This window comes from Geodermatophilus sp. SYSU D00758, from assembly GCF_054049955.1.
Window position 1 is genome coordinate 1 of sequence record NZ_JBJGYK010000050.1, and the last position, 24,853, is coordinate 24,853.

The 24,853-nt window shown below is 74.9% G+C and carries 22 protein-coding genes; 11 read left to right on the forward strand and 11 right to left on the reverse strand.

Annotated elements, in window-relative coordinates; genetic code table 11:
* Positions 1 to 120: 120 nt before the first annotated feature.
* Positions 121 to 378, reverse strand: coding sequence for a hypothetical protein (locus ACI8AC_RS22375; RefSeq protein WP_456900053.1), 258 nt, complete (start codon positions 376 to 378; stop codon positions 121 to 123).
* Positions 379 to 1,185: 807 nt separating this feature from the next.
* On the opposite strand from ACI8AC_RS22375, the gene ACI8AC_RS22380 reads away from it, so the two are divergent.
* The 4 genes from ACI8AC_RS22380 to ACI8AC_RS22395 all read left to right on the forward strand — a co-directional run bounded on the left by ACI8AC_RS22380 (position 1,186) and on the right by ACI8AC_RS22395 (position 6,388).
* Positions 1,186 to 4,728, forward strand: coding sequence for an indolepyruvate ferredoxin oxidoreductase family protein (locus ACI8AC_RS22380; RefSeq protein ID WP_456900054.1), 3,543 nt, complete (start codon positions 1,186 to 1,188; stop codon positions 4,726 to 4,728).
* 53 nt (positions 4,729 to 4,781) lie between these two features.
* Complete coding sequence (locus tag ACI8AC_RS22385) at positions 4,782 to 5,033, forward strand: hypothetical protein (protein WP_456900055.1); 252 nt, start codon at positions 4,782 to 4,784, stop codon at positions 5,031 to 5,033.
* A 110-nt stretch (positions 5,034 to 5,143) separates the two neighbouring features.
* Complete coding sequence (locus ACI8AC_RS22390; protein WP_456900056.1) at positions 5,144 to 5,686, forward strand: Lrp/AsnC family transcriptional regulator; 543 nt, start codon at positions 5,144 to 5,146, stop codon at positions 5,684 to 5,686.
* A 63-nt stretch (positions 5,687 to 5,749) separates the two neighbouring features.
* Positions 5,750 to 6,388, forward strand: a complete 639-nt coding sequence (locus ACI8AC_RS22395; RefSeq protein ID WP_456900057.1) for a trimeric intracellular cation channel family protein — start codon at positions 5,750 to 5,752, stop codon at positions 6,386 to 6,388.
* 4 nt (positions 6,389 to 6,392) lie between these two features.
* Here ACI8AC_RS22395 and ACI8AC_RS22400 read toward each other — a convergent pair whose 3' ends face one another.
* Positions 6,393 to 7,130, reverse strand: coding sequence for an IclR family transcriptional regulator (locus tag ACI8AC_RS22400; RefSeq protein ID WP_456900058.1), 738 nt, complete (start codon positions 7,128 to 7,130; stop codon positions 6,393 to 6,395).
* Between the two features lie 78 nt (positions 7,131 to 7,208).
* Here ACI8AC_RS22400 and ACI8AC_RS22405 point away from each other — a divergent pair, with 78 nt between their 5' ends.
* Together ACI8AC_RS22405 and ACI8AC_RS22410 are read left to right on the forward strand one after the other, a co-directional pair.
* Positions 7,209 to 9,128 (forward strand): FAD-binding monooxygenase, encoded by a 1,920-nt coding sequence (locus ACI8AC_RS22405; RefSeq protein WP_456900059.1) that lies wholly within the window; start codon positions 7,209 to 7,211, stop codon positions 9,126 to 9,128.
* Between the two features lie 139 nt (positions 9,129 to 9,267).
* The gene (locus ACI8AC_RS22410; RefSeq protein ID WP_456900060.1) at positions 9,268 to 9,630 is read left to right on the forward strand and encodes a hypothetical protein; all 363 of its coding nucleotides are present in this window, start codon (positions 9,268 to 9,270) and stop codon (positions 9,628 to 9,630) included.
* 19 nt (positions 9,631 to 9,649) lie between these two features.
* Here ACI8AC_RS22410 and serA read toward each other — a convergent pair whose 3' ends face one another.
* Positions 9,650 to 10,855 carry a phosphoglycerate dehydrogenase gene (serA, locus tag ACI8AC_RS22415; protein WP_456900061.1) on the reverse strand — a complete coding sequence of 402 codons (1,206 nt, stop codon included), beginning with the start codon at positions 10,853 to 10,855 and terminating at the stop codon, positions 9,650 to 9,652.
* A gap of 105 nt (positions 10,856 to 10,960) precedes the next feature.
* Here serA and ACI8AC_RS22420 point away from each other — a divergent pair, with 105 nt between their 5' ends.
* The 3 genes from ACI8AC_RS22420 to katG are packed head-to-tail and all read left to right on the forward strand — an operon-like array spanning position 10,961 to position 14,389.
* Complete coding sequence (locus ACI8AC_RS22420) at positions 10,961 to 11,671, forward strand: NRDE family protein (protein WP_456900062.1); 711 nt, start codon at positions 10,961 to 10,963, stop codon at positions 11,669 to 11,671.
* 31 nt (positions 11,672 to 11,702) lie between these two features.
* Positions 11,703 to 12,173: a Fur family transcriptional regulator gene (locus ACI8AC_RS22425; protein WP_456900063.1), complete on the forward strand. Its 471-nt coding sequence runs from the start codon at positions 11,703 to 11,705 to the stop codon at positions 12,171 to 12,173.
* On the forward strand, positions 12,170 to 14,389 hold the full coding sequence (gene katG / locus ACI8AC_RS22430) for a catalase/peroxidase HPI (protein WP_456900064.1): 2,220 nt from the start codon (positions 12,170 to 12,172) through the stop codon (positions 14,387 to 14,389). The genes ACI8AC_RS22425 and katG overlap by 4 nt, the downstream gene beginning before the upstream one ends.
* A 66-nt stretch (positions 14,390 to 14,455) precedes the next feature.
* Here the strand turns inward: katG and ACI8AC_RS22435 are convergent, their stop codons facing one another.
* Positions 14,456 to 15,397 carry an NAD(P)-dependent oxidoreductase gene (locus ACI8AC_RS22435; RefSeq protein ID WP_456900065.1) on the reverse strand — a complete coding sequence of 314 codons (942 nt, stop codon included), beginning with the start codon at positions 15,395 to 15,397 and terminating at the stop codon, positions 14,456 to 14,458.
* 219 nt (positions 15,398 to 15,616) lie between these two features.
* Here ACI8AC_RS22435 and ACI8AC_RS22440 point away from each other — a divergent pair, with 219 nt between their 5' ends.
* A complete protein-coding gene (locus ACI8AC_RS22440) occupies positions 15,617 to 16,087 on the forward strand; it encodes a rhodanese-like domain-containing protein (RefSeq protein WP_456900066.1) in 471 nt (156 codons plus the stop codon).
* 54 nt (positions 16,088 to 16,141) lie between these two features.
* On the opposite strand, the gene trxA is transcribed toward ACI8AC_RS22440, so the two are convergent.
* The 3 genes from trxA to ACI8AC_RS22455 all read right to left on the reverse strand — a co-directional run bounded on the left by trxA (position 16,142) and on the right by ACI8AC_RS22455 (position 18,975).
* On the reverse strand, positions 16,142 to 16,528 hold the full coding sequence (gene trxA, locus ACI8AC_RS22445) for a thioredoxin (protein ID WP_456900067.1): 387 nt from the start codon (positions 16,526 to 16,528) through the stop codon (positions 16,142 to 16,144).
* Between the two features lie 214 nt (positions 16,529 to 16,742).
* Complete coding sequence (gene purU, locus ACI8AC_RS22450; RefSeq protein ID WP_456900068.1) at positions 16,743 to 17,591, reverse strand: formyltetrahydrofolate deformylase; 849 nt, start codon at positions 17,589 to 17,591, stop codon at positions 16,743 to 16,745.
* Positions 17,592 to 17,601: 10 nt separating this feature from the next.
* Positions 17,602 to 18,975 carry an L-serine ammonia-lyase gene (locus tag ACI8AC_RS22455; protein WP_456900069.1) on the reverse strand — a complete coding sequence of 458 codons (1,374 nt, stop codon included), beginning with the start codon at positions 18,973 to 18,975 and terminating at the stop codon, positions 17,602 to 17,604.
* Positions 18,976 to 19,064: 89 nt separating this feature from the next.
* Here ACI8AC_RS22455 and ACI8AC_RS22460 point away from each other — a divergent pair, with 89 nt between their 5' ends.
* Entirely contained in the window at positions 19,065 to 19,790 is a 726-nt protein-coding gene (locus tag ACI8AC_RS22460; protein WP_456900070.1) for a GntR family transcriptional regulator, read from the forward strand.
* Positions 19,791 to 19,879: 89 nt separating this feature from the next.
* Here ACI8AC_RS22460 and folP read toward each other — a convergent pair whose 3' ends face one another.
* The 4 genes from folP to ACI8AC_RS22480 form a co-directional block, all read right to left on the reverse strand.
* Positions 19,880 to 20,752 (reverse strand): dihydropteroate synthase, encoded by an 873-nt coding sequence (gene folP / locus ACI8AC_RS22465; protein WP_456900071.1) that lies wholly within the window; start codon positions 20,750 to 20,752, stop codon positions 19,880 to 19,882.
* The gene (locus tag ACI8AC_RS22470; RefSeq protein WP_456900072.1) at positions 20,749 to 21,600 is read right to left on the reverse strand and encodes a bifunctional 5,10-methylenetetrahydrofolate dehydrogenase/5,10-methenyltetrahydrofolate cyclohydrolase; all 852 of its coding nucleotides are present in this window, start codon (positions 21,598 to 21,600) and stop codon (positions 20,749 to 20,751) included. The genes folP and ACI8AC_RS22470 overlap by 4 nt, the downstream gene beginning before the upstream one ends.
* A complete protein-coding gene (locus tag ACI8AC_RS22475) occupies positions 21,597 to 22,217 on the reverse strand; it encodes a cyclodeaminase/cyclohydrolase family protein (RefSeq protein ID WP_456900073.1) in 621 nt (206 codons plus the stop codon). Before ACI8AC_RS22475 ends, ACI8AC_RS22470 begins: the two co-directional genes overlap by 4 nt.
* A gap of 146 nt (positions 22,218 to 22,363) precedes the next feature.
* Positions 22,364 to 24,832 (reverse strand): GcvT family protein, encoded by a 2,469-nt coding sequence (locus ACI8AC_RS22480; protein WP_456900074.1) that lies wholly within the window; start codon positions 24,830 to 24,832, stop codon positions 22,364 to 22,366.
* Between the last annotated feature and the right edge of the window lie 21 nt (positions 24,833 to 24,853).

A 24,853-nucleotide genomic window follows, 5' to 3' on the forward strand; every position in this document is an offset into this window, starting at 1 on the left:
GACGTGCAAGGACGGGGCCACCCCCACACGGCCGACACATCCCACAGCAGGACAGCAAGGCGTCGGTCAGGCGGAGAGTCAGACCACCAGGGGTGACCCCGTCCCCTCACATCCTCACTGTCAGGCGACGGGGCGCTGCACGTCCGGCGGGGCGAGGACCCACGTCGTGCGGCCGTGCAGCGGCGGGGTCTTGGTCCCGTCGGTGAACCAGACGACGACTCCGCCGTGCGCCCGGCAGTGCGCGCGGACGGTCCGGACCTGGCTCCCCTGGCGGGTCCTGGTCGGCCGGACCAGCGGGAGCCCGAAGTCGCTGCCGACCACGTCGGTGGTCAGGACCGGCTCGCCGGCGGGCAGGTGGGCCGTCGGGACGGTGACCACCGGCGGCCTGGCGGCGGACCGGGCCGGGGCGGGCGCGGCGGACCGGGTCCGGGCAGGCGCGGCCGACCGCGCCGGGGCGCGCCTGGCGGACCGCGCCGGCTCCGTCGTGGCAGACCTGGCCGGGGCGGGTGCAGCGGACCCGGCCGAGGCGTGCCCGGCAGACCTGGCCGGGGCGGGGGTGGCCGACTTGGCCGCCGGGGCGAGGGCAGCGGACCGCGCCCGGGCGGGCGTGCCCGGATTCGCCGCCGGGGCGGCGGCACCGCGGTGGACGGCGGCGTTGCGGCTCCGGCCGCAGGCGCAGCGCCAGGCGACCTCCCCGGCGGCCCGGCGGAACGGGTGGGCGGACGTGGGCTCGGTCATCGGGACCTCTCCGGGATCAGGGGACGCGGGGGCCGGCCGGTGCACCGGTGCGACCCGGACGGGCCGGGACGGCAACCGTCCGGGGCCGCGCGACGCGACCGGGCGGCGCGGCCGGGTGACGAGGGCGGCGCCCCCGCCACCGGGCCGAGGGGCGACCGCAGCGGTACGAACACGTGTTCGATTATGCGACCGGGTGTGACAGCCCCGCCGTCCGCGGGTCGCCACCCGAGCCGCGCCCCGGCAGGACGGGTGGCCTCCCGTCGGCCGCGGAGGGGGCCTGCGGCCGGCCGGTCACCCTCCCGCGCGACCACTCGTCCGGTCCTGGGGACGACGACTGGACAGATGGCCGGGGCGACCCGAGTGTTGCCCGGGAGGTCACGCCACCGGCTGAGCCCACCGGTCGCGGCCGCCGCCCGCTGCCCACCCGAACGAGGAGGCGAGTTCGCCATGGTCCTGCACGAAGCGCCGCCCCTCTCGCTGGACGACAAGTTCACCGTCGAGAACGGCACCATCTACCTGACCGGGGTGCAGGCGCTGGTCCGCCTGCCCCTCGTCCAGCGGCGGGCGGACCTCGCGCGGGGGCTGGACACGGCGACGTTCATCTCGGGGTACCCGGGCTCGCCCCTCGGCGGCTACGACCTGGAGCTGCAGCGCCGCCGGGCCATGCTGACCGAGCACCACGTCGTCCACACGATGGGCGTGAACGAGGAGCTGGCCGCGACGTCGGTCATGGGCAGCCAGCTGGCCCAGCAGCTGCCCGAGCCGCGGTACGACGGCGTCGTCGGCATGTGGTACGGCAAGGCCAACGGCTTCGACCGGGCCATGGACGCGCTGCGCCAGGCCAACCTGTGCGGCACCACGCGGACCGGTGGCGCGCTGGCCCTGGTCGGTGACGACCCCACCGCCAAGTCCTCCCCCACCCCCGGGGCCAGCGAGCTCGCCGCGGCGGCGCTGCTGATGCCCATGCTCTACCCCGGGGACGTCCAGGAGGTCCTCGACCTGGGGCTGCACGCGATCGCGATGTCCCGGTGCTCGGGCCTGTGGACCGCGCTCAAGATGTCCACCCCGGTCGCCGACGGGTCGGGCTCGGCGCTGGTGTCGCCCGACCGGGTCGACCCCGTCATGGTCACCGCCGAGCTCGACGGCCGCCCCTACGAGCACGTCCCCTCCTCGCACCTGTACGGGGAGAGCGTGCTGCGGCTGGAGCGCTCGATGGTCTACGCGCGCATCGAGGCGGCGCTGGCCTACGCCCGCGCGAACGACGTCAACCGGATCACCGTCCGGACGCCCGGCGACCGGCTGGGCCTGGTCGCCTCCGGCAAGACCTACTTCGAGCTGCGCCAGGCGCTGCGCGAGCTCGGGCTGGACGACGACGAGCTGCGCCGCCTCGGCGTCCGGCTGCTGCACCTGCGCATGCCCTACCCGCTCGACGGCCGGGTCGTCCGGGAGTTCGCCTCGGGGCTGCAGGAGATCCTGGTCCTGGAGGACAAGCGGCCGTTCGTCGAGCTGTTCGTCAAGGACGAGCTGTACGGCCTGACCGACCGGCCGCAGGTCTTCGGCAAGCTCGACGAGCGGGGCGCCCACCTCGTGCCGATCCACGCCGAGCTGGACACCCGGTCCATCGCCCGGCTGGTGGCCGGGCGCCTGCGTCGCTTCGCGGACCTGCCGGCCGTCGAGGAGCGGCTGGAGCGGCTGGCCGGCGGACCGCAGCTCGCGCCGCTGACCCTGTCCCGCTCGCCGTACTTCTGCTCCGGGTGCCCGCACAACTCCTCGGCCGCGGCGGTACCGGACGGGGCGGTCGTCGGCGGGGGGACCGGCTGCCACGTCCTCGCCGTCTTCATGCGCCCGGAGGACGTCGGATCGATCATCGGCATCACCGCGATGGGCAACGAGGGCGCCCAGTGGATCGGGGCCGCGCCGTTCACCGGCCTGCCGCACCTGATCCAGAACATCGGGGACGGCACGTACGCCCACTCCGGCACCCTCGCCATCCGCGCCTCGATCGCCGCGGGCACGAACATCACCTACAAGCTGCTCTACAACGACCACGTCGCGATGACGGGGGCGCAGCCGGCGATCGGCATCCAGGCGGTGCCGCAGCTGGTGCAGGAGCTGCTCGCCGAGGGCGTGAAGCGGGTCATCGTCACCACCGAGGACCTCGACCGGTACGCCGGCGTGCGGCTGCCGGTGGGCGTCGAGGTCTGGGACCGCGACCGCATGGTGGAGGCCCAGGAGCTGCTGCGCGGCATCGAGGGCGTGACCGTCATCGTGCACGACCAGGAGTGCGCGGCCGAGAAGCGCCGCAAGCGCAAGCGCGGCAAGCTCGAGGACCCGGCGATGCGCGTCCTGATCAACGAGCGGGTCTGCGAGGGGTGCGGGGACTGCGGCGTCCAGTCCAACTGCCTGTCCGTGCACCCGGTCGAGACGGAGTTCGGCCGCAAGACGCAGATCCACCAGCCGTCCTGCAACAAGGACTACTCCTGCCTGAAGGGCAACTGCCCCTCCTTCCTCACCGTCGTCCCCGGCACGCGGGGGCCCAGCCGCTCCGCCGTGGCCGAGCTCGACGGCACGGAGCTCCCGGAGCCCGAGCTGCGGGTGCCCACCGACGAGTTCGGGATGCGGATCACCGGCATCGGGGGGACCGGCGTCGTCACCGTGGCGCAGACGCTGGCCACGGCCGCCCTGCTGGACGGCCGGTTCGTCCGCGGCCTGGACCAGACCGGGCTGGCGCAGAAGGGCGGCCCGGTCGTCTCGGACCTGCGGGTCACGACCGCCCCGGTCGACCAGGCCAACAAGCTCACCGCGGCCGACTGCGACCTCTACCTCGCCTGCGACCTGCTCGTCGGCGCCCAGCAGGGCAACCTCGCGGTCACCGACCGGGCGCGGACGATCGCCGTGGTGTCCACCGCCCAGGTGCCCACCGGGCAGATGGTCGTGGACACGAGGACGACCTTCCCGGACCCCGGCGTGCTGCTGCGGCGCATCGAACGGGCGGCCCGGCCGGACGCCGCCGTCGGCCTCGACGCGCAGGCGGTGTCGGAGCGGCTGTTCGGCAGCGACCAGGCCGCCAACATCCTGCTGGTCGGCGCCGCCTACCAGAGCGGCGCGCTGCCGCTGAGCGCGGACGCCATCGAGCGGGCGATCGAGCTCAACGGGGTGGCGGTGGCGACCAACCTCCAGGCCTTCCGCCGGGGCCGGCAGGCGGTCAGCGACCCGGAGGGCCTGGAGGCGGCGCTGACCCCGGCGGCCGCCCCCGGGACCCCCGCGCAGCCGGCCCGCTCGCGCACCGCCCGCAGGCTCGCCGCCCTCGTCCGGTCCGAGCCCGGGTCCCACCTCGAGCACCTGGTCGACGTCCGGGTGGCCGACCTCATCGGCTACCAGGACGCCGCCTACGCCGAGCGCTACGCCCGCGCCGTCGAGCGGGTGCGCGCCACCGAGGCGGAGCGGGTGCCGGGGCACTCGGAGCTGGCCGAGGCCGCCGCCGCCGGCCTGTACAAGCTGATGGCCTACAAGGACGAGTACGAGGTCGCCCGGCTGCACCTCGACGACGCCCTCACCGCCGACCTCCGGGCGCGGTTCGGCCCCGACGCGAGGTTCGGCTTCATGCTGCACCCGCCGACGCTGAAGGCGCTCGGCATGCAGCGGAAGATCACCGTCCCGGGCCGGGCGGGGCTGGCGGCGTTCCGGGCGCTCGCCGGGATGAAGCGGCTGCGCGGGACGCGGCTGGACCCCTTCGGCCGCGACCACGTCCGGGTCGTCGAGCGCGGGCTCGTCACGGAGTACGAGCAGCTCCTGGAGGAGATCGTCGACCGCCTCACCCCGGCCGACCACGAGCTGGCGGTGGAGCTGGCCGGGCTGCCCGACATGGTGCGCGGCTACGACGAGATCAAGCTGCGCAACGTCGACCTCTACCACGAGCAGATGGGACGGCTCCGGGCGCGGCTGACCGACGGCCGCCTGCGCGGCGGAACGCTCCCGGTGGTCGGCTGACGCGGTCCCGTCCACCCCGACCAGCCGGCACCCCGCCCGACGAGGAGGCCCCCGTGGCCCTGCTACGACGCTGGCTCGCCCACCTGCCCGGCCGCGGCCGCCGCGGCGCACCGGGCGCCCGGGACGACGACGGCCTCGAGGCCGACCCGGCGGTCGAGGGGCGGCTGGACCCCAACACCGCCGCGCTCACCGAGGGGGCCCCGCCCGCGGGCGCGGACGGCCGGGTCCAGCCCAGCGGGACCTCCCCGGACCCGCGCCCGCCCCGGGGACCCTCGGAGGGCGACGTGCAGAACCTCCCCGGCTGACCCGGGGGCGGGCCGCGGCGCGGGTCCCGCGGTGCGCCACCATGGCCTCGTGAATACTGCCCTGCCGGACCCGGGCCGAGCGGCGGCGCCGGCGGACCCGCCCGCCGCCGGTGGCTGAACGACCACCCGGGGCCGGCGCACCCGCCGCGCCCGAGGTGCCGGGGGCGGCCGCGCCCCGGCTGGACGACGTCGACCGGCGCATCCTCGACGCCCTGCGCGGGGACGGGCGCCTGTCGGTCCGCGCCCTCGCCGAGCAGGTGCACGTCTCGCGGGCGGCGGTGCACGCCCGGGTCCAGCGCCTGGAGCGGGAGGGCGTGATCCTGGGCTACCAGGCGGTCGTCGACCCCGAGCGGCTGGGGCTGGCCGTCTCGGCGCTCGTGCACCTGCGCATCGCCCAGCAGACCTGGAAGGACGTGCGCGAGGCCATCCGGGCCATCCCGGAGGTGTGGCACGCGACCCTGGTCTCCGGCGACTACGACCTGGTGCTGCTGGTGCGCACCACCGACGCCCCGGCGCTGCGCGACCTGGTCCTCAACCGGCTCCAGGCGATCCCCGGGGTCCGGGCGACGCACACCCTCCTGGTCCTCGACGAGATGGGCGACGCCTCAGCCGGGCGGGACGGCGCCGGGCGGGACGGCGCCGGGCGGCCGTAGCCGCTCCCGCAGCCGCCGTCCCCCGGCCCCGGCGTCCGAGGCCGGGAGGAGCACGATCACCGGGTGACGCTGCTCCTGGTCCTGGACCTCGTGGGCACCTTCGCCTTCGCGCTGAACGGCGCGCTGACCGCCGTCCGCGCCGCGGACCTCGACATCGTCGGTGTCATCGCGCTGGCCCTGACCACCGCGCTCGGTGGCGGGATCCTCCGCGACATCGTGCTCGACGACCTGCCACCGGCCACCTTCAGCGACTGGCGCTACCTCGCGGTGGCCGCCGGCGGCGGCCTGCTGGCGTTCGGCTTCGCCCGCCCCCTGGAACGGCTCCGCACGCCGATCACCGTGCTCGACGCGGCCGGCCTGAGCCTGTTCGCGGTCACCGGGGCCAGCAAGGCGCTCGAGTTCGGCCTCGGCCCGGTCCAGGCGGTGCTCCTCGGGGCGCTCACCGGGGTCGGGGGCGGGACGCTGCGCGACGTCCTCGTCCGACGGGTCCCCACCGTCCTCACCAGCGACCTCTACGCGATCCCCGCGCTCGCCGCGGCCACGGTCACCGTCGTCACCAGCCTCGCCGGCGTCTACGGGCCACCGGCCGCGATCGGCGCCGCGGCCCTCTGCTTCGGCGTCCGCATGGTCGGCGTCCGCTACCGCCTCGACGCACCCGGCCCGCCCACCTGGCGGCGCCGGCAGCGCGGCGCGGACGGCTGACCGGTCACGCGCCCAGGTCGCGGGCGATCGCCGCCGCCGCGGTGGTGAGGTGGCCGGCCCAGCCCGGCAGCCGGTCCGCCGAGCAGCGCACCGTGGGGGCGGCCACCGACAGCGCGGCGCCGGCGAGGCCGCCCGCGGGCGGGACGGCGACACCCACCGCGGTCAGCCCCTCCTCGGTGCCCTGGTCGTTGACCGCGAACCCCCGGCGCCGGACGGTGCGCAGCTCCCGCACCAGCCGCGCCGCCGCGGCCTCCCCCAGCGACGCGAGCAGCGGGGCGAGCTCCGCGCCCTCGAGCGTGGCCAGCACGGCCTTGCCGCCCGAGCTCAGGTGCGCGGGCAGCGTCCGGCCGGTGCGGTCGCCGACCCGCAGCACCCGGTCGCACTCCACCGTGGCGACGAAGCGGACGTCCGCGCCGGCCAGCACCACGACGTTGGCCGTCTCCCCCACCGCGCCGACCAGCGCGCGCAGGTGCGGCAGGGCGACCTCGCGCAGCCGGGCGACCGGCGCCGGGGGCAGCGCTCCCCGCCGCAGCACCGGCCCGGGCCCGTACCGGCGGTCGGCCAGCTGCTCGGCGAAGTCGCGGTAGACGAGCATCCCCAGCAGCCGGTGCGCCGTGGAGACCGAGACCCCCAGTCGGGCGGCGGCGTCGGTCACCCGCAGGGCGCCCTCCTGCTGGAGCAGGGTAGCCAGCAGCAGCGCGGAGTCGACGGACCCGATCGCGTAGGCCGGTCGGTTCCTCACAGCAGAAAAGGCTATCCCTCGTCGCGGGACGTCCGGGACCGTCGGGGATGAGGTCGGACGTGTCGAGGGAGTCGAGTCGTGCAGTTCTACCTGGACGGTTACCGGGCCGGCGACCCGCTGGTCGAGGAGCCGCACCCCGCCGTCGCCGGGCGGCCCGAGGGCCTGCCCGAGGAGGCCGACGTCGTCATCGTCGGCTGCGGCCCGGCCGGCCTGGTCCTGGCCGCGCAGCTGGCCGCCTTCCCCGACATCCGCACGGTCGTCGTCGACCGGCGGGACGGGCCGCTCGAGGTCGGCCAGGCCGACGGCGTCGCCGTGCGCACCGTCGAGGTGTTCGAGGCGTTCGGCCTGGCGACCCGCCTGGTCGACGAGGCGTACTGGGTCAACGAGGTCGCCTTCTGGCGTCCCGACCCGCACGACCGCAGCCGGATCACCCGCACCGGCCGCGTCCGGGACACCGAGGAGGGCCTGTCGGAGTTCCCGCACGTCATCGTCAACCAGGCCCGGATGCTCGCCTGGCTGCGCGAGCACATGGCGCGGTCGGCCGGCCGGCTGCGACCCTGCTACGGGCTGCACGCCACCGGCGTCGACATCGACACCGGCGGCGCCTCGGACCACCCGGTGACCCTCACCCTGCAGCACCTCCGGGGCGGGCAGGGGACGGGCGAGACCTCGACGGTCCGGGCGAGGTACGTCGTCGGCTGCGACGGCGCCCGCAGCAGCATCCGCACCGCGATCGGCCGCGAGCTCGTCGGGGACCCGATGAACTCCTCCTGGGGCGTGATGGACGTCCTGGCGGTCACCGACTTCCCCGACATCCGGCTCAAGTGCGCCATCCACTCGGCCAACCAGGGCAACCTGCTGATCATCCCGCGCGAGGGCGGGTACCTGGTCCGCCTCTACGTCGAGCTGGACGCGGTGCACGACCGCGAGCTGCTCGACCGGCGCACCGTCACGCCGGAGAAACTGGCCGCGGTCGCCAACCGGATCCTGCACCCGTACTCGATCGACGTGAAGGACGTCGGCTGGTGGTCGGTCTACGAGATCGGCCAGCGGCTGTGCGACCGGTTCGATGACGTCCCCGCCGAGGAGGCCGCCACCCGCCTGCCGCGGGTGTTCATCGCCGGCGACGCCTGCCACACCCACAGCGCCAAGGCCGGCCAGGGCATGAACGTCTCCATGGCCGACGCCTGGAACCTGGGCTGGAAGCTGGCCGCGGTCCTCCGCGGCACCGCCCGCCCGGAGCTGCTGCGCACCTACACCGAGGAGCGGCAGGCGGTCGCCCGGGAGCTCATCGACTTCGACCGCGAGTTCGCCCGCATGTTCAGCGCCCCACCGAGGGACGACGGGGACGGTGAGGGGGTGGACCCGGCGGAGTTCCAGCGGTACTTCGTGCAGCAGGGCCGCTTCACCGCCGGCGTCGCCACCCGGTACGCATCCTCCATGATCACCGCTCCGGCCGACCACCAGCACCTCGCCGAGGGGTTCCCGGTGGGCATGCGCTTCCACTCCGCCCCGGTCGTCCGGCTGGCCGACGCCAAGCCGCTGCACCTCGGGCACGTCGCCCGCGCGGACGGCGCCTGGCGGCTCTACGTGTTCGCCGACCGGGCCGACCCCGCGTCGGCAAGCTCCCGGACCCGGGCGCTGCTCGACGCGCTCGCCGCGGAGGGGTCACCGCTCCTGCGCTGCACACCGGCCGGCGCCGACCCGGACGCGGTGGTCGACGTCCGCGCCGTCTTCCAGCAGGGGCACCGCGACCTGGCCGTCGAGGCCCTGCCGCCGGTGCTGCTGCCCCGGAAGGGCAGGTTCGGGCTGGTCGACCACGAGAAGGCGTTCTGCGCCGACCCCGGGCAGGACGTCTTCGACCTGCGGGGCATCGACCGGGAGCAGGGCTGCACGGTGCTGGTCCGGCCCGACCAGCACGTCGCCGCCGTGCTGCCCCTGGACGCGCACCGGGAGCTGGCCGACTTCCTGTCCGGCGTGCTCCTCGACGCCCGGTAGCCGGGCCGCCCGGTGGCCCCGGCGCCGGGGTCGCCGGGCGTCCCCGGCTGTCGGGAGCGGCCGGTGGTCGTAGGTTGGTCGCATCTGCCCGGACCGGCCCGGTCCGCGCGACGAGCGGCACACGGTCTGGAGGAGACGGATGGCCAGCGACCGACCCGACCCCGGCGAGTTCCTCGAGCTGGCGCAGCGGATGCTGCGCCAGTTCCTCGGCGACCAGGGCGGCGACGAGGAGCCGTGGGCGCAGGCGACGCGCGGTCCCGGGCGCACCCGGATACCGCCGTCCGAACGGGAGCCGAGCCCCGAGCGGCAGCGCGAGAACCTGACCTTCGCGCTCGGGACGCGCGCCGTGGAGGCGCTCGAGGACCTCGCGCTCAACGTCGCGGCCATCCGCCAGCGCCTCGAACGCATGGACGCCCGGTCCCCGGGGGTGCGGCTGGGGAAGGGCCAGGAGCAGGGCGGGGACGAGCGCGGCCCGGACGGGGACGACGCCGCCGGGCGCTGACCCGTCCCGACCGCCCGGCTCAGGACCGCCGGGGCAGCGCCGTCAGGCGGACGGTCTCCGGGAGGGCCCGGAGGGCGGCCAGCAGCGCGGGGGGCACGGTGTCGTTGACGTCGGTGACGACGTAGCCGAGCTCCCCGCGGGTGGCCAGCACCTGGCCGTCCACGTTCAGCCCGTGCTCGCCGACCAGCGCGTCGACGCGCGCCATGACGCCGGGCACGTTGCGGTGCAGCAGCGCGAACCGGCCCGCGGAGGACCCGTGCAGGGCCACCGCGGGCAGGTTCACGCTCAGCGTCGTCGTCCCGGTGCGCCCGTAGTCGGCCAGCTTGCCGGCCACGAACCGGCCGATGTCGTACTGCGCCTCCTGGGTCGACCCGCCGACGTGCGGGGTGAGGATGACGTTGGGCAGCCCGCGCAGCACCGAGTCGAAGGGGTCGCCCTGCTCGCGCGGCTCGTCGGGGAAGACGTCGACCGCCGCCCCGGCGATGTGGCCGGACAGGACGTGCTCGCGCAGCGCCCGGTGGTCGACGACGAAGCCGCGCGAGAGGTTGAGGAACAGGCTGCGCCGGCGCATCCGGGCGAACTGCTCGGCGCCGAAGAGCCCGGCGTTGCCGGCCCGCCCGTCCACGTGCAGCGACACGGTCTCCGCCCGCTCCAGCAGCTCCTCCAGGCTGCCGCAGGCCTCGGCGTTGCCGAGGGCGAGCTTGTCCTCCAGGTCGTAGAACAGCACCCGCATGCCCAGCGCCTCGGCCAGCACCGACAGCTGGCTGCCGATGTTGCCGTAGCCGACGATGCCCAGCGTCCGCCCGCGGATCTCGTGGCTGCCGGTCGCCGACTTGTCCCAGATCCCGGCGTGCAGCGCGCGGTCCCGGTCGTTCAGCCGCCGCGCCAGGCTGATGATCTCCGCGATCGCCAGCTCGACGACGCTGCGGGTGTTCGAGTAGGGCGCGTTGAACACCGCCACGCCCGCGCCCGCCGCGGCGGCCAGGTCGATCTGGTTGGTGCCGATGCAGAAGGCCCCCACCGCCGCCAGACCGGGGTGCCGGCGCACGACCTCCGCGGTCACCTGCGTCTTCGACCGGATGCCGAGCAGGTCCACGCCGTCCAGGGCGGCGACCAGGTCGGCCTCGTCGAGCGCACCTCGCCGCGCCTCCACCTCGTACCCGGCCGAGGACAGCAGCTCCACCGCCACCGGGTCGATGTTCTCCAGCAGCAGGGCTCTGGGCATGTCGGACTCGTCCTCCTCGGGATGCGGGCTCGCACCGATCCTCGCAGGGCCGCGCGGGAGGCCCGCCGTCGACCGGGCGGGCCGGCCGCTGGGATCATCGGCCGGGTGTGCACCGTGGTCGTCCGCTGGGCCGCCGGCCGTCCGGTCCGGGTCCTGGCGTTGCGCGACGAGCTGACGACGCGGGAGTTCGACGACCCCGGCCGGTGGTGGCCCGAGCTGCCCGACGTCGTCGGCGGCCGGGACCGCGCCGCCGGCGGCACCTGGTGCGCCACCGACGTCGGCACCGGCGTCACCGCCCTGGTGCTCAACCGGCCGCAGCGGCCGGCCGCCGCACCGGGAGCGGCCAGCCGCGGCGTCCTCCCCCTGCTGGGGGTGGCGCACGGCGCGGACTGGCCCGCGCACGTGCGGCTGGAGGGGATGGCGAGCTTCCTGCTGGCGCTGGCGGCCCCGGACGGGCTGACCACCTGGGACTTCGACGGTGCCGCGCTGACCCGCACGGCCCACGCCGAGGGGACGACGATGATCACCTCCGGCGGCCCCGAGGACCGCAAGGCCGACCGCCACCTGCCCGCCTTCGCCGCGGCGGAGGTCCCGGAGGGCTGGCGCGCGCTCGTCCGGGCGGCACCGCCCCAGGACGACCCCGGCGCGCTGGTGGTCCGCCACGAGCAGGACGGGCTGGTCTTCGCCACCGTGTGCGGCCAGTTGATCGACGCCCGGCCCGGCGCCCTGCGCCTGGAGTTCAGCCGGCGGCCCTGGACCGGTGGGGCCTGGCGGACCCTCGACCTCTCGGCCGCGCCGGGCCCGCTCAGTTCTTGACTCGTTCCAGACAGGGGGCCACGATGGGGCCGTGCCGGACGCCGCAGACCTCGAACGCCTCCTGCGGGCGGCGGGTCTGCGGGTCACCCGCCCGCGGCTGGCGGTGCTGGACGCCGTCCACGCGCACCCGCACGTCGACACCGAGACGCTGATCGGCGCCGCCCGGGCCCGCATGGGGGCGGTGTCGCACCAGGCCGTGTACGACGTGCTGCGCGCCCTGACCGACAGCGGGCTGGTGCGGCGCATCCAGCCGCAGGGCTCGGTCGCGCGCTACGAGGCGCGGGTCGGCGACAACCACCACCACCTGGTCTGCCGGTCCTGCGGCGCCATCGTCGACGTCGACTGCGCCACGGGTGCCGCACCCTGCCTGACCCCCTCCGACGACGGCGGCTTCGTCATCGACGAGGCCGAGGTCGTCTACTGGGGCCGCTGCCCGTCCTGCGCGGCCGGCCCGTCCCCCGCCCCACCCGACCGCACCGCAGCAGAGAGAGGGACACCGTGAAGAGCGAAGAGAACAAGGTCGCGACCGACAGCACCAGCGAGAGCGAGAACCCGGCGATCCCGTCGCCGACCCAGGTGACGAACCGGCGGCCCCAGAGCAACCGGGACTGGTGGCCGAACCAGGTCGACCTCTCGGTGCTGAACAAGCCGTCGAAGGACTCCGACCCGCTGGGCGAGGACTTCGACTACAAGGCCGAGTTCGCGAAGCTCGACGTCGAGGCGGTCAAGCGCGACGTCGTCGAGGTCATGCGCACCTCGCAGGACTGGTGGCCGGCCGACTGGGGCCACTACGGCCCGCTGTTCATCCGCATGTCGTGGCACGCGGCCGGCACCTACCGGATCGCCGACGGCCGCGGCGGCGGCGGTGACGGCGGCCAGCGGTTCGCCCCGCTGAACAGCTGGCCGGACAACGCCAACCTCGACAAGGCCCGCCGCCTGCTGCTGCCGGTCAAGCAGAAGTACGGCCGCAAGCTGTCCTGGGCCGACCTGCTCGTGCTCGCCGGCAACGTCGCGCACGACGACATGGGCCTGCCGACCTTCGGCTTCGCCTTCGGCCGCGAGGACGTCTGGCAGCCCGAGGAGGTCTTCTGGGGTCCGGAGGACACCTGGCTCGGCGACGAGCGCTACGCCGACGAGGCCCCGCTCGACCTCGACGAGGGGCACCTCGCCGCGGTGACCATGGGTCTGATCTACGTCAACCCCGAGGGTCCGAAGGGCCAGCCCGACCCGCTCGCCTCGGCCCACGACATCAAGGTGACCTTCCGCCGGATGGGCATGACCGACGAGGAGACCGTCGCCCTCATCGGCGGTGGCCACACCTTCGGCAAGACGCACGGCGCGGGCAACCCCGAGCTCGTCGGCCCGGAGCCCGAGGGCTGCCCGGTGCACGGCAACGGCCTGGGCTGGATCAGCCAGCACGGCACCGGCAAGGGCGCCGACACGATCACCAGCGGCCTCGAGGGCGCCTGGACCCCGACGCCCACGCAGTGGGACAACTCCTACTGGGAGACGCTGTTCGGCTACGACTGGGAGCTCACCGAGAGCCCGGCCGGCGCCAAGCAGTGGAAGCCCAAGAACCCCGAGGCGCAGGAGCTCGTCCCCGACGCGCACATCGAGGGCAAGAAGAACCCGCCGATGATGGCGACCACGGACCTCGCGCTCAAGGTCGACCCCGAGCTCCGGCTGTACGCCGAGCGGTTCCGGGACGACCCGGAGTACTTCGCCGACCAGTACGCGCGCGCCTGGTTCAAGCTGCTGCACCGCGACATGGGCCCGAAGAGCCGCTACCTCGGCCCGGACGTGCCGGCCGAGGAGCTCATCTGGCAGGACCCGGTCCCCGCCGTCGACCACGAGCTCGTGGGCGAGGCGGAGGTCGCCGACCTCAAGCAGCGCCTGCTCGCCTCCGGGCTGACCGTCCCCCAGCTGGTGCACACGGCCTGGTCCGCCGCCGCGTCCTACCGCGGCACGGACAAGCGCGGCGGCGCCAACGGCGCCCGGCTGCGGCTCGAGCCGCAGATCGGCTGGGCGGTCAACGAGGGCGTCCGGGACGTGCTGCCGGTGCTCGAGCGCGTGAAGGCGGAGTTCGAGGAGCAGACCGGCAAGCGGGTCTCGCTCGCCGACGTGATCGTGCTCGGCGGCAGCGCGGCGGTGGAGAAGGCCGCGGCCGACGCCGGCGTCCAGGTGACCGTGCCCTTCTCCCCGGGCCGCACCGACGCCTCCCAGGAGCAGACCGACGTCGACAACTTCCGCTGGCTCGAGCCGCGGGCCGACGGCTTCCGCAACTGGATCGCACCGGGCAGCAAGCTCCAGCCGGAGACGCTGCTGGTCGACAGGGCCTACATGCTCGAGCTGACCGCCAAGGAGATGACCCTGCTCGTCGGCGGCCTGCGGGTGCTCGGCGCCAACACCGGCGGTGTCCGGCACGGCGTCTTCACCGACAACCCCGGCGTGCTGTCGCAGGACTTCTTCCGCAACCTGCTCGACCTGGGGATCTCGTGGCGGACCTCGGTCGACACCGAGGGCATCTACGAGGGGCTGGACGCCGACGGCAACGTCGTGCGCACCGCCACCGCGGCCGACCTGGTGTTCAACTCGAACTCCATCCTCCGGGGCATCGTCGAGGTCTACTCGGCCGACGACGCCGAGGAGAAGTTCGTGCGCGACTTCGTCGCCGCCTGGGTCAAGGTCATGGAGCTCGACCGCTTCGACCTGCGGTAGGCACTGCCCGACCGGACGCCCCGGCCCGCACCGCGCGGGCCGGGGCGTCCGCGCATCCGGGGTGGCTCAGCGCTCGACGACGTTGCGCAGCCGCCCGCCGGCCAGCAGCGCCGCGGCGTTCGCGGCGATCAGCTCGTCGGAGCCGACGGGCCGGCCCCCGGCGGCGTGCGGGGTGAGGAGGAGGCCCGGCGCGTCCCACAGCGGGGAGTCAGGCGGCAGCGGCTCGGTCTCGGTCACGTCGAGCGCCGCGCCGGCGAGCCGGCCCTCCGCCAGGGCCGCGGTGAGCGCAGCCTCGTCGACGGTGGAGCCGCGGCCGACGTTGACCACGTGGGCGTGCGCCGGCAGCGCGCCCAGGCGGCGGGCGTCCAGGGCGTGCCTGGTCCCGGCGGTCGAGGGCAGGATCATCACCAGCACGTCGGTGCGTGCGAGCTCCCGCTCCAGGTCGGCCTCGGCGGCGACGGGGAACCCGGCCCGCTCCCCCTCGTTGCGCGCCACGCCCCGCACGCGGGCGCCGAGCGCGCGCAGCACCGGCGCCAGGGTCTGGCCGATCGAACCGAAGCCCCAGATGAGCACCCGGGCGTCGATGAGGGTCGTCACCGCCCCCTCGGGGTGCAGCGGCTGGAGCCCCCCGAGCTCCCCGGCCCAGCGGTGCCCGGCCTGGGCCCGCCCGGCGGCGGGCAGCCGGCGCAGCAGCGCGAGCACCAGGGCCAGCGCGTGCTCGGTGACCGTCCGGTTGTGCAGCCCCGCCCCCGAGGTGAGGACGACGCCCTCGGGGAAGCCCGCGCCGAGCACCGCGTCCGGCCCGGCCGCGAGGGTCTGCACCCAGCGCAGCCGCGGCATCCGTCCGGCGATCGCGGCGAGATCGGCCTCGGAGCTGCCCCACACCACCAGCGCGTCGGCGTCGAGGTGCTCGTCGGGCACCGGTGCGCCGGCGCCGTAGACGACCGCCTGGACACCCTCGGGCAGGTCCGGGGCCAGCGGGACCGAGTCGGGCAGCAGCAGCTTCACGTCGGGTTCCTCCCTCGCGCTCCCCGCGGCACCGGGGGCCGGCCCACGACCGGGCCGGCTCCCCGTACACCTTGCCGAGGACCGGCACGGTCGGCTCGACGAGGACCGGCACGGTCGGCTCGACGAGGCCCGGCCGCGGCGCCGGGCAGCAGGGACGGCCCGTGTCGGGGGCGCGTGCTCCGGGAGCGTCGTGCCCGGGCGGGTGGGAGGCTCGTGACCGTGGAGGACGGAGAGATGCAGCGGCAGGGACGTTCTCGTCGCGAGGCGCCGCGCAGCGTGCCGTGGCCGGTCGAGGGGGCCACGGACGTCGTCGCGGTGGACACCACGTGGGGCGAGCTGCAGAGCCTCGAGTCCGCTCCCGGCGTCCGCACCGTCGGCGAGCTGGAGCTCACCGACCTGGCCGCACGGGGAGCACTGCTCGTCGACTGCCGCACGGCCGGGTCGTTCGGCGGCCGCACGATCCCCGGCTCGGTGCTCATCCCCCACGACCAGGTGGTCGAGCGCCGCGGTGAGCTGGACCCCCACCGGCTGTCGATCCTCTTCTGCAACGGCCCCCAGTGCCCCCAGTCCCCGGACGCCATCCGGCAGCTGCTGGAGGCCGGCCACCCCGCCGGTGCGCTGGCGTACTACCGCGGCGGCATGCACGACTGGGTGACGCTGGCGATGCCGACTCAGCCACGCGAGGACTGACCGGCCGCCCGACGGCGCATCGACGGGTGGGTGGGCGCGGGACGGGTGGACGGCTCAGCGAACCGCGGTCAGGGCGTCGTCGAGCCAACGGCGCATCGCCGGAGCGGGCAGCGCACCCGTGACCCGGGCCTGCTCCTGCCCGTTCGCGAAGAGCACGAGGGTCGGGATGCTCCGCACCCCGAGGCGGCTGCTGACCTGCGGGGCGGCGTCCGCGTCGACCTTGACCACCTTGAGCCGGCCGGCCCGCTCGCGGGCGATCTGCTCCACCACGGGAGCGACCATCCGGCACGGCCCGCACCACGGCGTCCAGACGTCGACGAGCACCGGCAGCCGGCTCTCCTCGACCACGCCGGTGAAGTCGGTGTCGTCCGCGCTCACCAGCCAGGGCAGGTCGGCGCCGCACGCGGCGCAGCGCGCGCGCCCGCGGCCGGTGCTCGGCACCCGGTTGCCTCGTCCGCACCGGGTGCAGCCGACGACCGTCGGACCGGTCGTGTCGGTACCCATCCCGCCTCCCTGCTTGCCGATCCACCCGGTGGCCGGGGCCGGCCGGGTGCCCGCGCCCGGGTAACGCGCGCAAGGCGGCAGCGGATTCCCTCGGTGGCGCCGGCGTGACCAGCCCGGTCGAGGGCCACGGGCGCAGCCCCGGGCGGCCGGGTCAGCGGAAGACGACGGTGCTGTGCCCGTTGAGCAGCACCCGCTGCTCGCTGTGCCACCGGACGGCGCGCGACAGCGCCAGCGCCTCGGCGTCCTGGCCGACCGTGGCGAGGGCGCGCGGGTCGTAGGTGTGGTCGATGCGGATGACCTCCTGCTCGATGATCGGCCCCTCGTCCAGGTCGGGGGTGACGTAGTGGGCGGTCGCACCGACCAGCTTCACCCCCCGGTCGAAGGCCTGGTGGTAGGGCTTGGCCCCCTTGAACCCCGGCAGGAACGAGTGGTGGATGTTGATCGCCCGGCCGTACAGGGCGGCGCACGTCTCGTCGGAGAGGATCTGCATGTAGCGGGCCAGGACGACCAGATCGGCCCGGTGCTCGTCGACCAGGTCGAGCAGCCGTGCCTCGGCCTCGCGCTTGGTGGCCGGCGTCACCGGGACGTGGACGAACGGGAGACCGGCCGCCTCCGCCATCGGGCGCAGGTCCTCGTGGTTGGACACCACGGCGACGAGCTCGGCGCCCAGGCTGCCGGCCCGCCAGCGGAAGATCAGGTCGTTGAGGCAGTGACCGAGCTTCGACACCATGACGACCACCCGCAGCGGCCGGTCGCCGCTGACCTGGTAGCTCATGCCGAACTCGTCGGCCACCGCCCGGAAGTCCGCCGAGAGGCGCTCGCAGTCGGTGTCCTCGGCGCAGACGAAGGCGGTGCGCAGGAACAGCTGGCCGCGGACGGCGTCGTCGAACTGCTGGTGCTCGACGATGTCGCAGCCGTGCCCGAACAGGAACGAGCTGACCGCGTGCACGATCCCCGGGCGCTCCTGGCAGCTGAGCGTGAGGGTGAACGGGTGGGACACGGGTGCCTCCTCAGCACTCGACGATGTTGAGCGCCAGCCCGCCACGGGCGGTCTCCTTGTACTTGTCCTTCATGTCCGCACCGGTCTCGCGCATCGTCTTGATCGCCTTGTCGAGCGGGACGTGGTGCCGGCCGTCGCCGCGGACGGCCATGCGCGCCGCGGTGATCGCCTTGACCGAGCCGACGGCGTTGCGCTCGATGCAGGGGATCTGCACCAGCCCGCCGACCGGGTCGCAGGTGAGCCCGAGGTTGTGCTCGATGCCGATCTCGGCGGCGTTCTCCACCTGCTCCGGCGTCCCGCCGAGGACCTCGGCCAGCCCGGCGGCGGCCATGGAGCAGGCCGAGCCGACCTCGCCCTGGCAGCCGACCTCCGCCCCGGAGATCGAGGCGTTCTCCTTGAACAGCAGCCCGATCGCAGCGGCGGTGAGCAGGAACCGCACCACCCCGTCCTCGGAGCACGAGCCCACGAAGTCGCGGTAGTAGTGCAGGACGGCCGGCACGATCCCGGCCGCGCCGTTCGTCGGGGCGGTGACCACCCGCCCGCCGGCCGCGTTCTCCTCGTTGACCGCGAGGGCGTAGAGGGTGACCCACTCCATCGCGCGCAGCGGGTCGGCCTCGTCCGGGTGGGCCTCCAGCTGGGCGCGCAGCGCGGCCGCGCGCCGGCGGACCTTGAGCCCGCCGGGCAGGACGCCGGGGGTCCGGGTGCCGCGCGCCACGCACTCCTGCATGACCGACCAGATGTGCAGCAGCCCGGCGCGGACCTCCGCCTCGCTGCGCCAGGCCAGCTCGTTGGCCAGCATCACGTCGCTGATCCGCAGCCCCGTCTCGCGCGTCCGGGCCAGCAGCTCCTCGCCGGTGCGGAAGGGGTACCGCACGGGCGTGCTGTCCTCGACGACGACAGGGTTGCCGGCGTCGTCCTCGTCGAGGACGAACCCGCCACCCACCGAGTAGTACTCGCGCCGGTCGACCTCGTCACCGCCCGCGTCCAGGGCCCGGAAGCGCATGCCGTTGCTGTGGAAGTCCAGCCGCTTGCGCCGGTGCAGCACGACGTCGTCGTCCACGGAGAAGGCGACGACGTGCTCGCCGGCCAGGGCCAGCTTGCCCTCGCGGCGGACGGTGTCGACCCGTGGTCCGGCCGCGACGGGGTCGACGAGGTCGGGCTGCTCGCCCTCGAGGCCGAGGACGACGGCCTTGACGCTGCCGTGCCCGTGCCCGGTGGCGCCGAGGGAGCCGAACAGCTCGCACCGGACGCCGGCCACCCGCCCGAGCAACCCCTGCTCGGACAGGCGCGAGACGAAGGTGGCGGCGGCCCGCATGGGACCGACGGTGTGCGAGCTGGACGGGCCGATCCCCACCTTGAACAGGTCGAAGGCGCTGATGGTCACCCGTGCCTCCCTCTCCCCCGTCGGTGTGCGACCCCGACACCAACCGCGAAGCAGATACACAGTTGGTATATCAGATGTAGAGTGACGGTATGTCGATCCCTCTGAAGAGGCAAGACCCGTTGGCCGACAACCTCTACGATCTGCTGGTGACCGCCGCACCGCTGGATCTGGACCCGTCGGCTGCCACGTCCCTGGCGGACAGGGCCTACGTGGCGATCCGGGACCGGCTGATCATGCTCGACATCCGACCGGGCGACCCGATCGACGACGACGCCCTGGCCAAGGACCTCGGCGTGGGCCGGACACCGGTCCGCGAGGCGCTGAAGCGTCTGGAGGGCGACCGGCTCGTGGTGTCCTACCCGCGGCGAGGGACCTTCGCGACCGGGATGGACATCTCCGACCTCGCGCACATCTCCGACATCCGCGCGCAGCTCGAGCCGCTGGCGGCCCGCCGTGCCGCCGAGCGGGCCGCCCGCACGGGGCATGCCGAGCTCGAGGAGCTGGCCTCGCGCATCCAGCACCTGGACGTCGCGCAGACCGACCAGACCGAGCTCATGCGCTGGGATCTCGCCGTGCACCGGGCCATCTACCGGGCGGCCGGCAACCCCCACCTGGAGGACGTCCTCATCCGCTACGACAACCTCGCGACGCGGATCTTCTGCCTGTTCCTCGACCGCCTGCCCACGGTGGACGAGCACGTCGGCGAGCACGTGGAGCTGCTCCGGGCGATCGCCGCCGGCGACGCCGACCGGGCCGACGACCTCGCCCGCGAGCACGTCCTGGGGTTCGAGCAGGCGATCCGCGCGGTGATCTGACAGAGAGCCCCCTGCCCCCCACCGCTCGCACGCTCGCCGCGGGACCCTGCAGGGGAGCCGTTCCGGCACGTCACCAGGCCGCCGGCCGGTTACACGGGGCCGAGGGCGTCCAGGACCGTCAGGACGTCCCGCGTCGCCGCGACGTCGTGCACGCGGAGCACGGAGGCTCCTCGCTGGACCGCGGCGAGCGCCGCGGCCAGCGATCCGGGCAGCCGGTCCCCCACGGTCCGCCCGGTCAGCTGCCCGAGCATCGACTTGCGGGACAGCCCCACCATGACCGGGACACCCAGGCCGGTGAACGCGTCCAGCGACGCCAGGAGCGCGACGTTGTGCGACAGCGTCTTGCCGAACCCGAACCCCGGGTCGACCACCACGTGCTCGGGGCGGACGCCGGCGTCGAGGCAGGCACCGATGCGCCCGGCGAGGAAGGCGCGGACGTCGGTGACGACGTCCCGGTAGCGCGGGTCCTCCTGCATGGTCTCCGGCGAGCGCTGCATGTGCACGAGGCACACCGGCACGCCGAGCTGCGCGGCCGCCTCCAGGGCGCCCGGCCGTTGCAGCGCCCGGACGTCGTTGACCATGCTCGCCCCGGCGGCCACCGCGGCCCGCATCACCTCGGGGCGGGAGGTGTCCACCGAGAGCGGGACGGGGACCTGCCGGGCCAGGACCTCGACCACCGGGACGACGCGGTCGAGCTCCTCGGCGAGGGTCGGCGGGCGTGAGCCGGGTCGGGTCGACTCCCCGCCGATGTCGATGAGATCGGCTCCCTCGGCGGCCAGGCCTCGCCCGTGCTCCACGGCTCGCTCGAGGCTGTCGAACAACCCGCCGTCGGAGAAGGAGTCGGGGGTGACGTTGAGGATGCCGCAGACCAGCGGCCGACCCGCGCGGAGCACCCGGCCGAGGGGGTGCGTCGAGTTGCGCGTGTCCACGGGCGGGCGGTCGGCCAACGCCGTGCCGGTCATGGAAGTGCTCCGTCGCGCGCGGAGGAGACCGTGTGCTGCAGGAGCAGTGCCGTGGTGACCGGGCCGACCCCGCCGGGAACCGGTGTCAGCCCCGCGGCGCGTCCGGCGACCGAGCCGGCGTCGACGTCGCCGACCAGTCCGCCGTCGGGCGTCGGGTTGGTCCCGACGTCGATGACGACCGCGTCCTCGGCGACGTGCTCGCTCGTGAGGAGCTCCGGCCGCCCGACCGCCGCGACGAGCACGTCCGCCGACCGGGTGACCGCGGCCAGATCCTTGGAGCGGCTGTGGCAGACGGTCACGGTCGCGTCCCGCTGCAGCAGCAGGTGGGCCGCCGGCTTGCCGACGACGGTGGACCGCCCGACCACGACCGCGTGCGCACCGGACAGCGGGACGCAGTGGTGGTCCAGGAGCGCGAGCACCGCTTCCGCGGTCGCCGGCGGGAAGGCGGGCAGGCCCGCGGCCAGCCGGCCCAGGCTGAGCGGGTTGGCGCCGTCGACGTCCTTGGCCGGGTCGATCGACGCGGCGAGGTCCTCGAGGACGGCGTCGGCCGGCAGCGGGGTCTGCAGGATGATGCCGTGCACGGTGGGGTCCGCGCTCAGCGCGGCCAGCTCGGCGCGGATCCGGTCCGGCGTCGCCGTCTCCCCGAGGGCGACCACGGTGCAGGCGATGCCGGTCCGCTCGGCGGCCCGGGCGATGGAGCGGACGTACCAGGCGCTGGACTCGTCGGCCGTCGCGACGACCACGGCCAGCCGGGGCGGCGTCCCGGCGGCGGCCAGGTCCGCGGCCGCGGCGGCGACCTCCGCGCGGATGCCCGCGGCCAGCTCGGTACCGCTCAACGTCGCGGTCACCGGACCAGCCCGTCCCGGACGGCGGCGGTGACCTTCTCCGCGCGGAGGACGAGGTCGTCGACGGTGTCGACCACCGCTGCGAGCTCCCCCCAGACCGCCGCGTCCGTGATGCCGCCCAGGTTGACCTCCACGTTGACCCGGGCCGTCGTGGCCGCGGCCCGGGCGGCCTCGGCGGCCGCGGCGACGTCGGTGATCACGTTGCGGTTGCCGATCGGCAGGAGCTGCTCGGCCAGGTCCAGGACCTGCTCGGCGACGACGACGACGATCGCCGGCACGTTCGCGGCCGCGACCAGGGCCCTCGCGATGGCCTCCGACCGCGTGGCCGACTCGTCATCTGTCCCCTTGGGGAGCCGGTAGGCCTCGGTGACCGCGGTGAAGGCCGCGGCGTCCTCCTCGGCCAGGCCCACCGCGTTCTGACGCAGCCGGTCGGCGGTGGCCGTGACGGTGGCGATCTCCTCGGCGTGGTCGGCGTACTTCGCCGAGTCGCTGTAGCGGGCGACCATCGCCACCAGGGCGGCGGCCTGGGCCGCGTGCAGCGCGGCGGTGGCGCCGCCTCCCGGGGCGGGCACCCTGGCGGCGAGCTGCTCCAGGAACGTCTCGATGGTGTCGGTGCGCATGGGGGGTCCTCCGGGGGTGGGCGAGGGCGCGGGCGGACGGCCCCGGGGGTGGTCGGGGTCGCCCGCCGGTCCGGCGGTTGGTGGCGGCCCCCTTGCAGGGTCCCGCCGCGAGCCTGCGAGTGGCGGGGGGCAAGGGGGTCCTTGACTCAGCCGCGGAGCCGGGTCATCTCCGGGTCGACGAGCGGCTCGGCGGTGACGGTGGCGGGGACGCGGGTGCCGAAGTAGTCGATCTCGACGCCTGTCCCGACGGTCGCCGAGGCCGGCAGCCAGGCGTAGGCGATCGGCCGGCCGACGGTGTGCCCGAAGGCCGCGCTGGTCACGTAGCCGGCCGGGCGGCCGTCGACGAACACCGGCTCGTGGCCGAGGACGACGCTGCGGCCGTCGTCGATCGTCAGGCAGGACAGCCGGCGGCTCACCGTGTCGTCGCCGACTTCGGCGAGGGCGTCCCGCCCGACGAAGTCGGCCGTCTTCTGCTTCCGCACGGCGAAGCCGAGGCCGGCCTCGTAGGGGTCGTGCTCGGTGGTCATGTCGTGGCCCCAGGCGCGGTAGCCCTTCTCCAGCCGCAGGCTGTTGAAGGCCGCGCGGCCCGCCGCGATCACCCCGAGGTCCTGGCCGGCACGCCACAGCACGTCCCACAGCCGCCGGCCGTTGTCGGCGCTCGTGTAGAGCTCCCAGCCGAGCTCGCCGACGTAGGACAGCCGCATCGCCGTGACCGGCACCCCGCCGATCCGGGCCCGCTTCGCGCGGAAGTACTTCAGCCCGTCGTTGGAGAAGTCGTCCGCGCTGAGCCGCTGCACGAGGTCGCGGGCCCGGGGGCCCCACAGGCCGATGCAGCACGTGCCGCCGGTGATGTCGCGGACCTGCACGCTGCCGTCGTCCGGCGCCTCGCGGAGCAGGTGGTCGTGGTCGAGGGGGCCGTTCGCGCCGACCTGGAACAGCTGCTCCCCCAGCCGGGCGACGGTGAGGTCGCTGCGGATGCCGCCGGCCTCGTCGAGGGCGAGCGTGTAGGTCACCGACCCGACGGACTTGTCCATCTCCCCGGTCGTCAGCCGCTGAAGGAGCGCCAGGGCGCCGGGCCCGCTGACCTCGAGCCGCTTGAGCGGCGTCATGTCGTACATGGCCACGGCGGTGCGGGTCTTCCACGCCTCGGCGGCCGCGATCGGGGACCAGAACCGCCCCGCCCACGCGTCGCGCCCGGGCGGCACCCACTCGGCGGGCAGCTCGTCCACCAGGTGCGCGTTGGCCTCGTACCAGTGCGGCCGCTCCCAGCCGGCGGCCTCGAGGAAGACCGCGCCGAGCTCCTGCTGACGGTCGTGGAAGGGGCTGACCCGCAGGTCGCGCGGCGACAGCCGCGGCTCCAGCGGGTGGATCACGTCGTAGACCTCCACGAAGTTCTGCTGCGAGGTCTCGCTGACGTACTCCGGGGCGAGCTGGACGTCCTCGAAGCGGTGCACGTCGCAGCCGTGCAGGTCGACCTCGCTGCGCCCGTCGACGAGCAGCTGGGCCACCGACCGGGCCACCCCCGCCGAGTGGGTCACCCAGACCGCCTCGGCGATCCAGAAGCCGGCCACGTCCCGGGACTCGCCGATCAGCGGGCCGCCGTCCGGGGTGAACGAGAAGACGCCGTTGAAGCCGCTGTCGATCTTGGACGAACGCAGCGAGGGCAGCAGCAGCTGGCTCTGCTCCCACGCCGGGGCGAAGTCCTCCTCGGTGAAGGGCAGCATCGAGGGCATCGACGACTCGCGGACGCCGTCCCCCTGGGGCAGCTCGCGCAGGTCGACCGGCATCGGCCGGTGGGCGTAGGAACCGATGCCCAGGCGGTCGGCGCGCTCCCGGTAGTAGAGGTCCTGGTCCTGGTGGCGCAGGATCGGCAGGCTCGCCTCGCTCAGCTCGTCGTTGCGGCCGACCAGCTCCGGCACCTGGCCGGTCCAGACGAACTGGTGGGCCAGCGGCAGCAGCGGCACGTCCATCCCGACCATCGCGCCGAGCTCCTGGCCCCAGAAGCCGGCGCAGGAGACCACGACGTCGGCGGGGATGACGCCGTCCGGGGTCCGGACGCCGGTCACCCGGCCGCCGGTCTGCTCGATGCCGGTCACCCGTGTCGAGCCCTGGAAGCGGGCCCCCCGGGCCTCGGCGCGGCGGGCCAGCGCGACGACGGCCCGGGAGGCCTTGGCCAGGCCGTCGCTGGGGATGTGCAGGCCGCCGAGGATGCGGTCGCGGTCGACCAGCGGGTGCAGCCGCACGCACTCGTCCACGTCGACCACCTGGGCCTCGACGCCCCAGGAGGTGGCCCAGCCCTGCTTGCGGTGCAGGTCGGCGAGCCGCTCCGGCGTGGTGGCGACCTCGAGGCCGCCGACCTGGTTGAAGCACCAGGCGCCGTCGACGTCGATGCTCAGGAGCTTCTCGACGGTGTAGCTGGCGAACGCCGTCATCGTCCTGGAGGGGTTGGTCTGGAAGACCAGCCCGGGGGCGTGCGAGGTGGAGCCCCCGGTCAGCGGGAGGGGGCCCTGGTCGACCACGGTGACGCGGTCCCAGCCGCGGGCGGTCAGCTCGTCGGCCAGGTTGGCGCCGACGATCCCCGCTCCGATGATGACCACTCGAGGGGTGGTGGACATTGCTCTGCTCCTGACGTGCGG

What these genes read in the sequence shown, in the direction of transcription:
- ACI8AC_RS22380 (WP_456900054.1), top strand. Translation starts at nt 1,186, where the DNA reads ATGGTCCTGCACGAAGCGCCGCCCCTCTCGCTGGACGACAAGTTCACC.
- ACI8AC_RS22410 (WP_456900060.1), top strand. Translation starts at nt 9,268, where the DNA reads ATGGCCAGCGACCGACCCGACCCCGGCGAGTTCCTCGAGCTGGCGCAG.
- serA (WP_456900061.1), bottom strand. Translation starts at nt 10,855, where the DNA reads ATGCCCAGAGCCCTGCTGCTGGAGAACATCGACCCGGTGGCGGTGGAG.
- ACI8AC_RS22460 (WP_456900070.1), top strand. Translation starts at nt 19,065, where the DNA reads ATGTCGATCCCTCTGAAGAGGCAAGACCCGTTGGCCGACAACCTCTAC.
- folP (WP_456900071.1), bottom strand. Translation starts at nt 20,752, where the DNA reads ATGACCGGCACGGCGTTGGCCGACCGCCCGCCCGTGGACACGCGCAAC.
- ACI8AC_RS22475 (WP_456900073.1), bottom strand. Translation starts at nt 22,217, where the DNA reads ATGCGCACCGACACCATCGAGACGTTCCTGGAGCAGCTCGCCGCCAGG.
- ACI8AC_RS22480 (WP_456900074.1), bottom strand. Translation starts at nt 24,832, where the DNA reads ATGTCCACCACCCCTCGAGTGGTCATCATCGGAGCGGGGATCGTCGGC.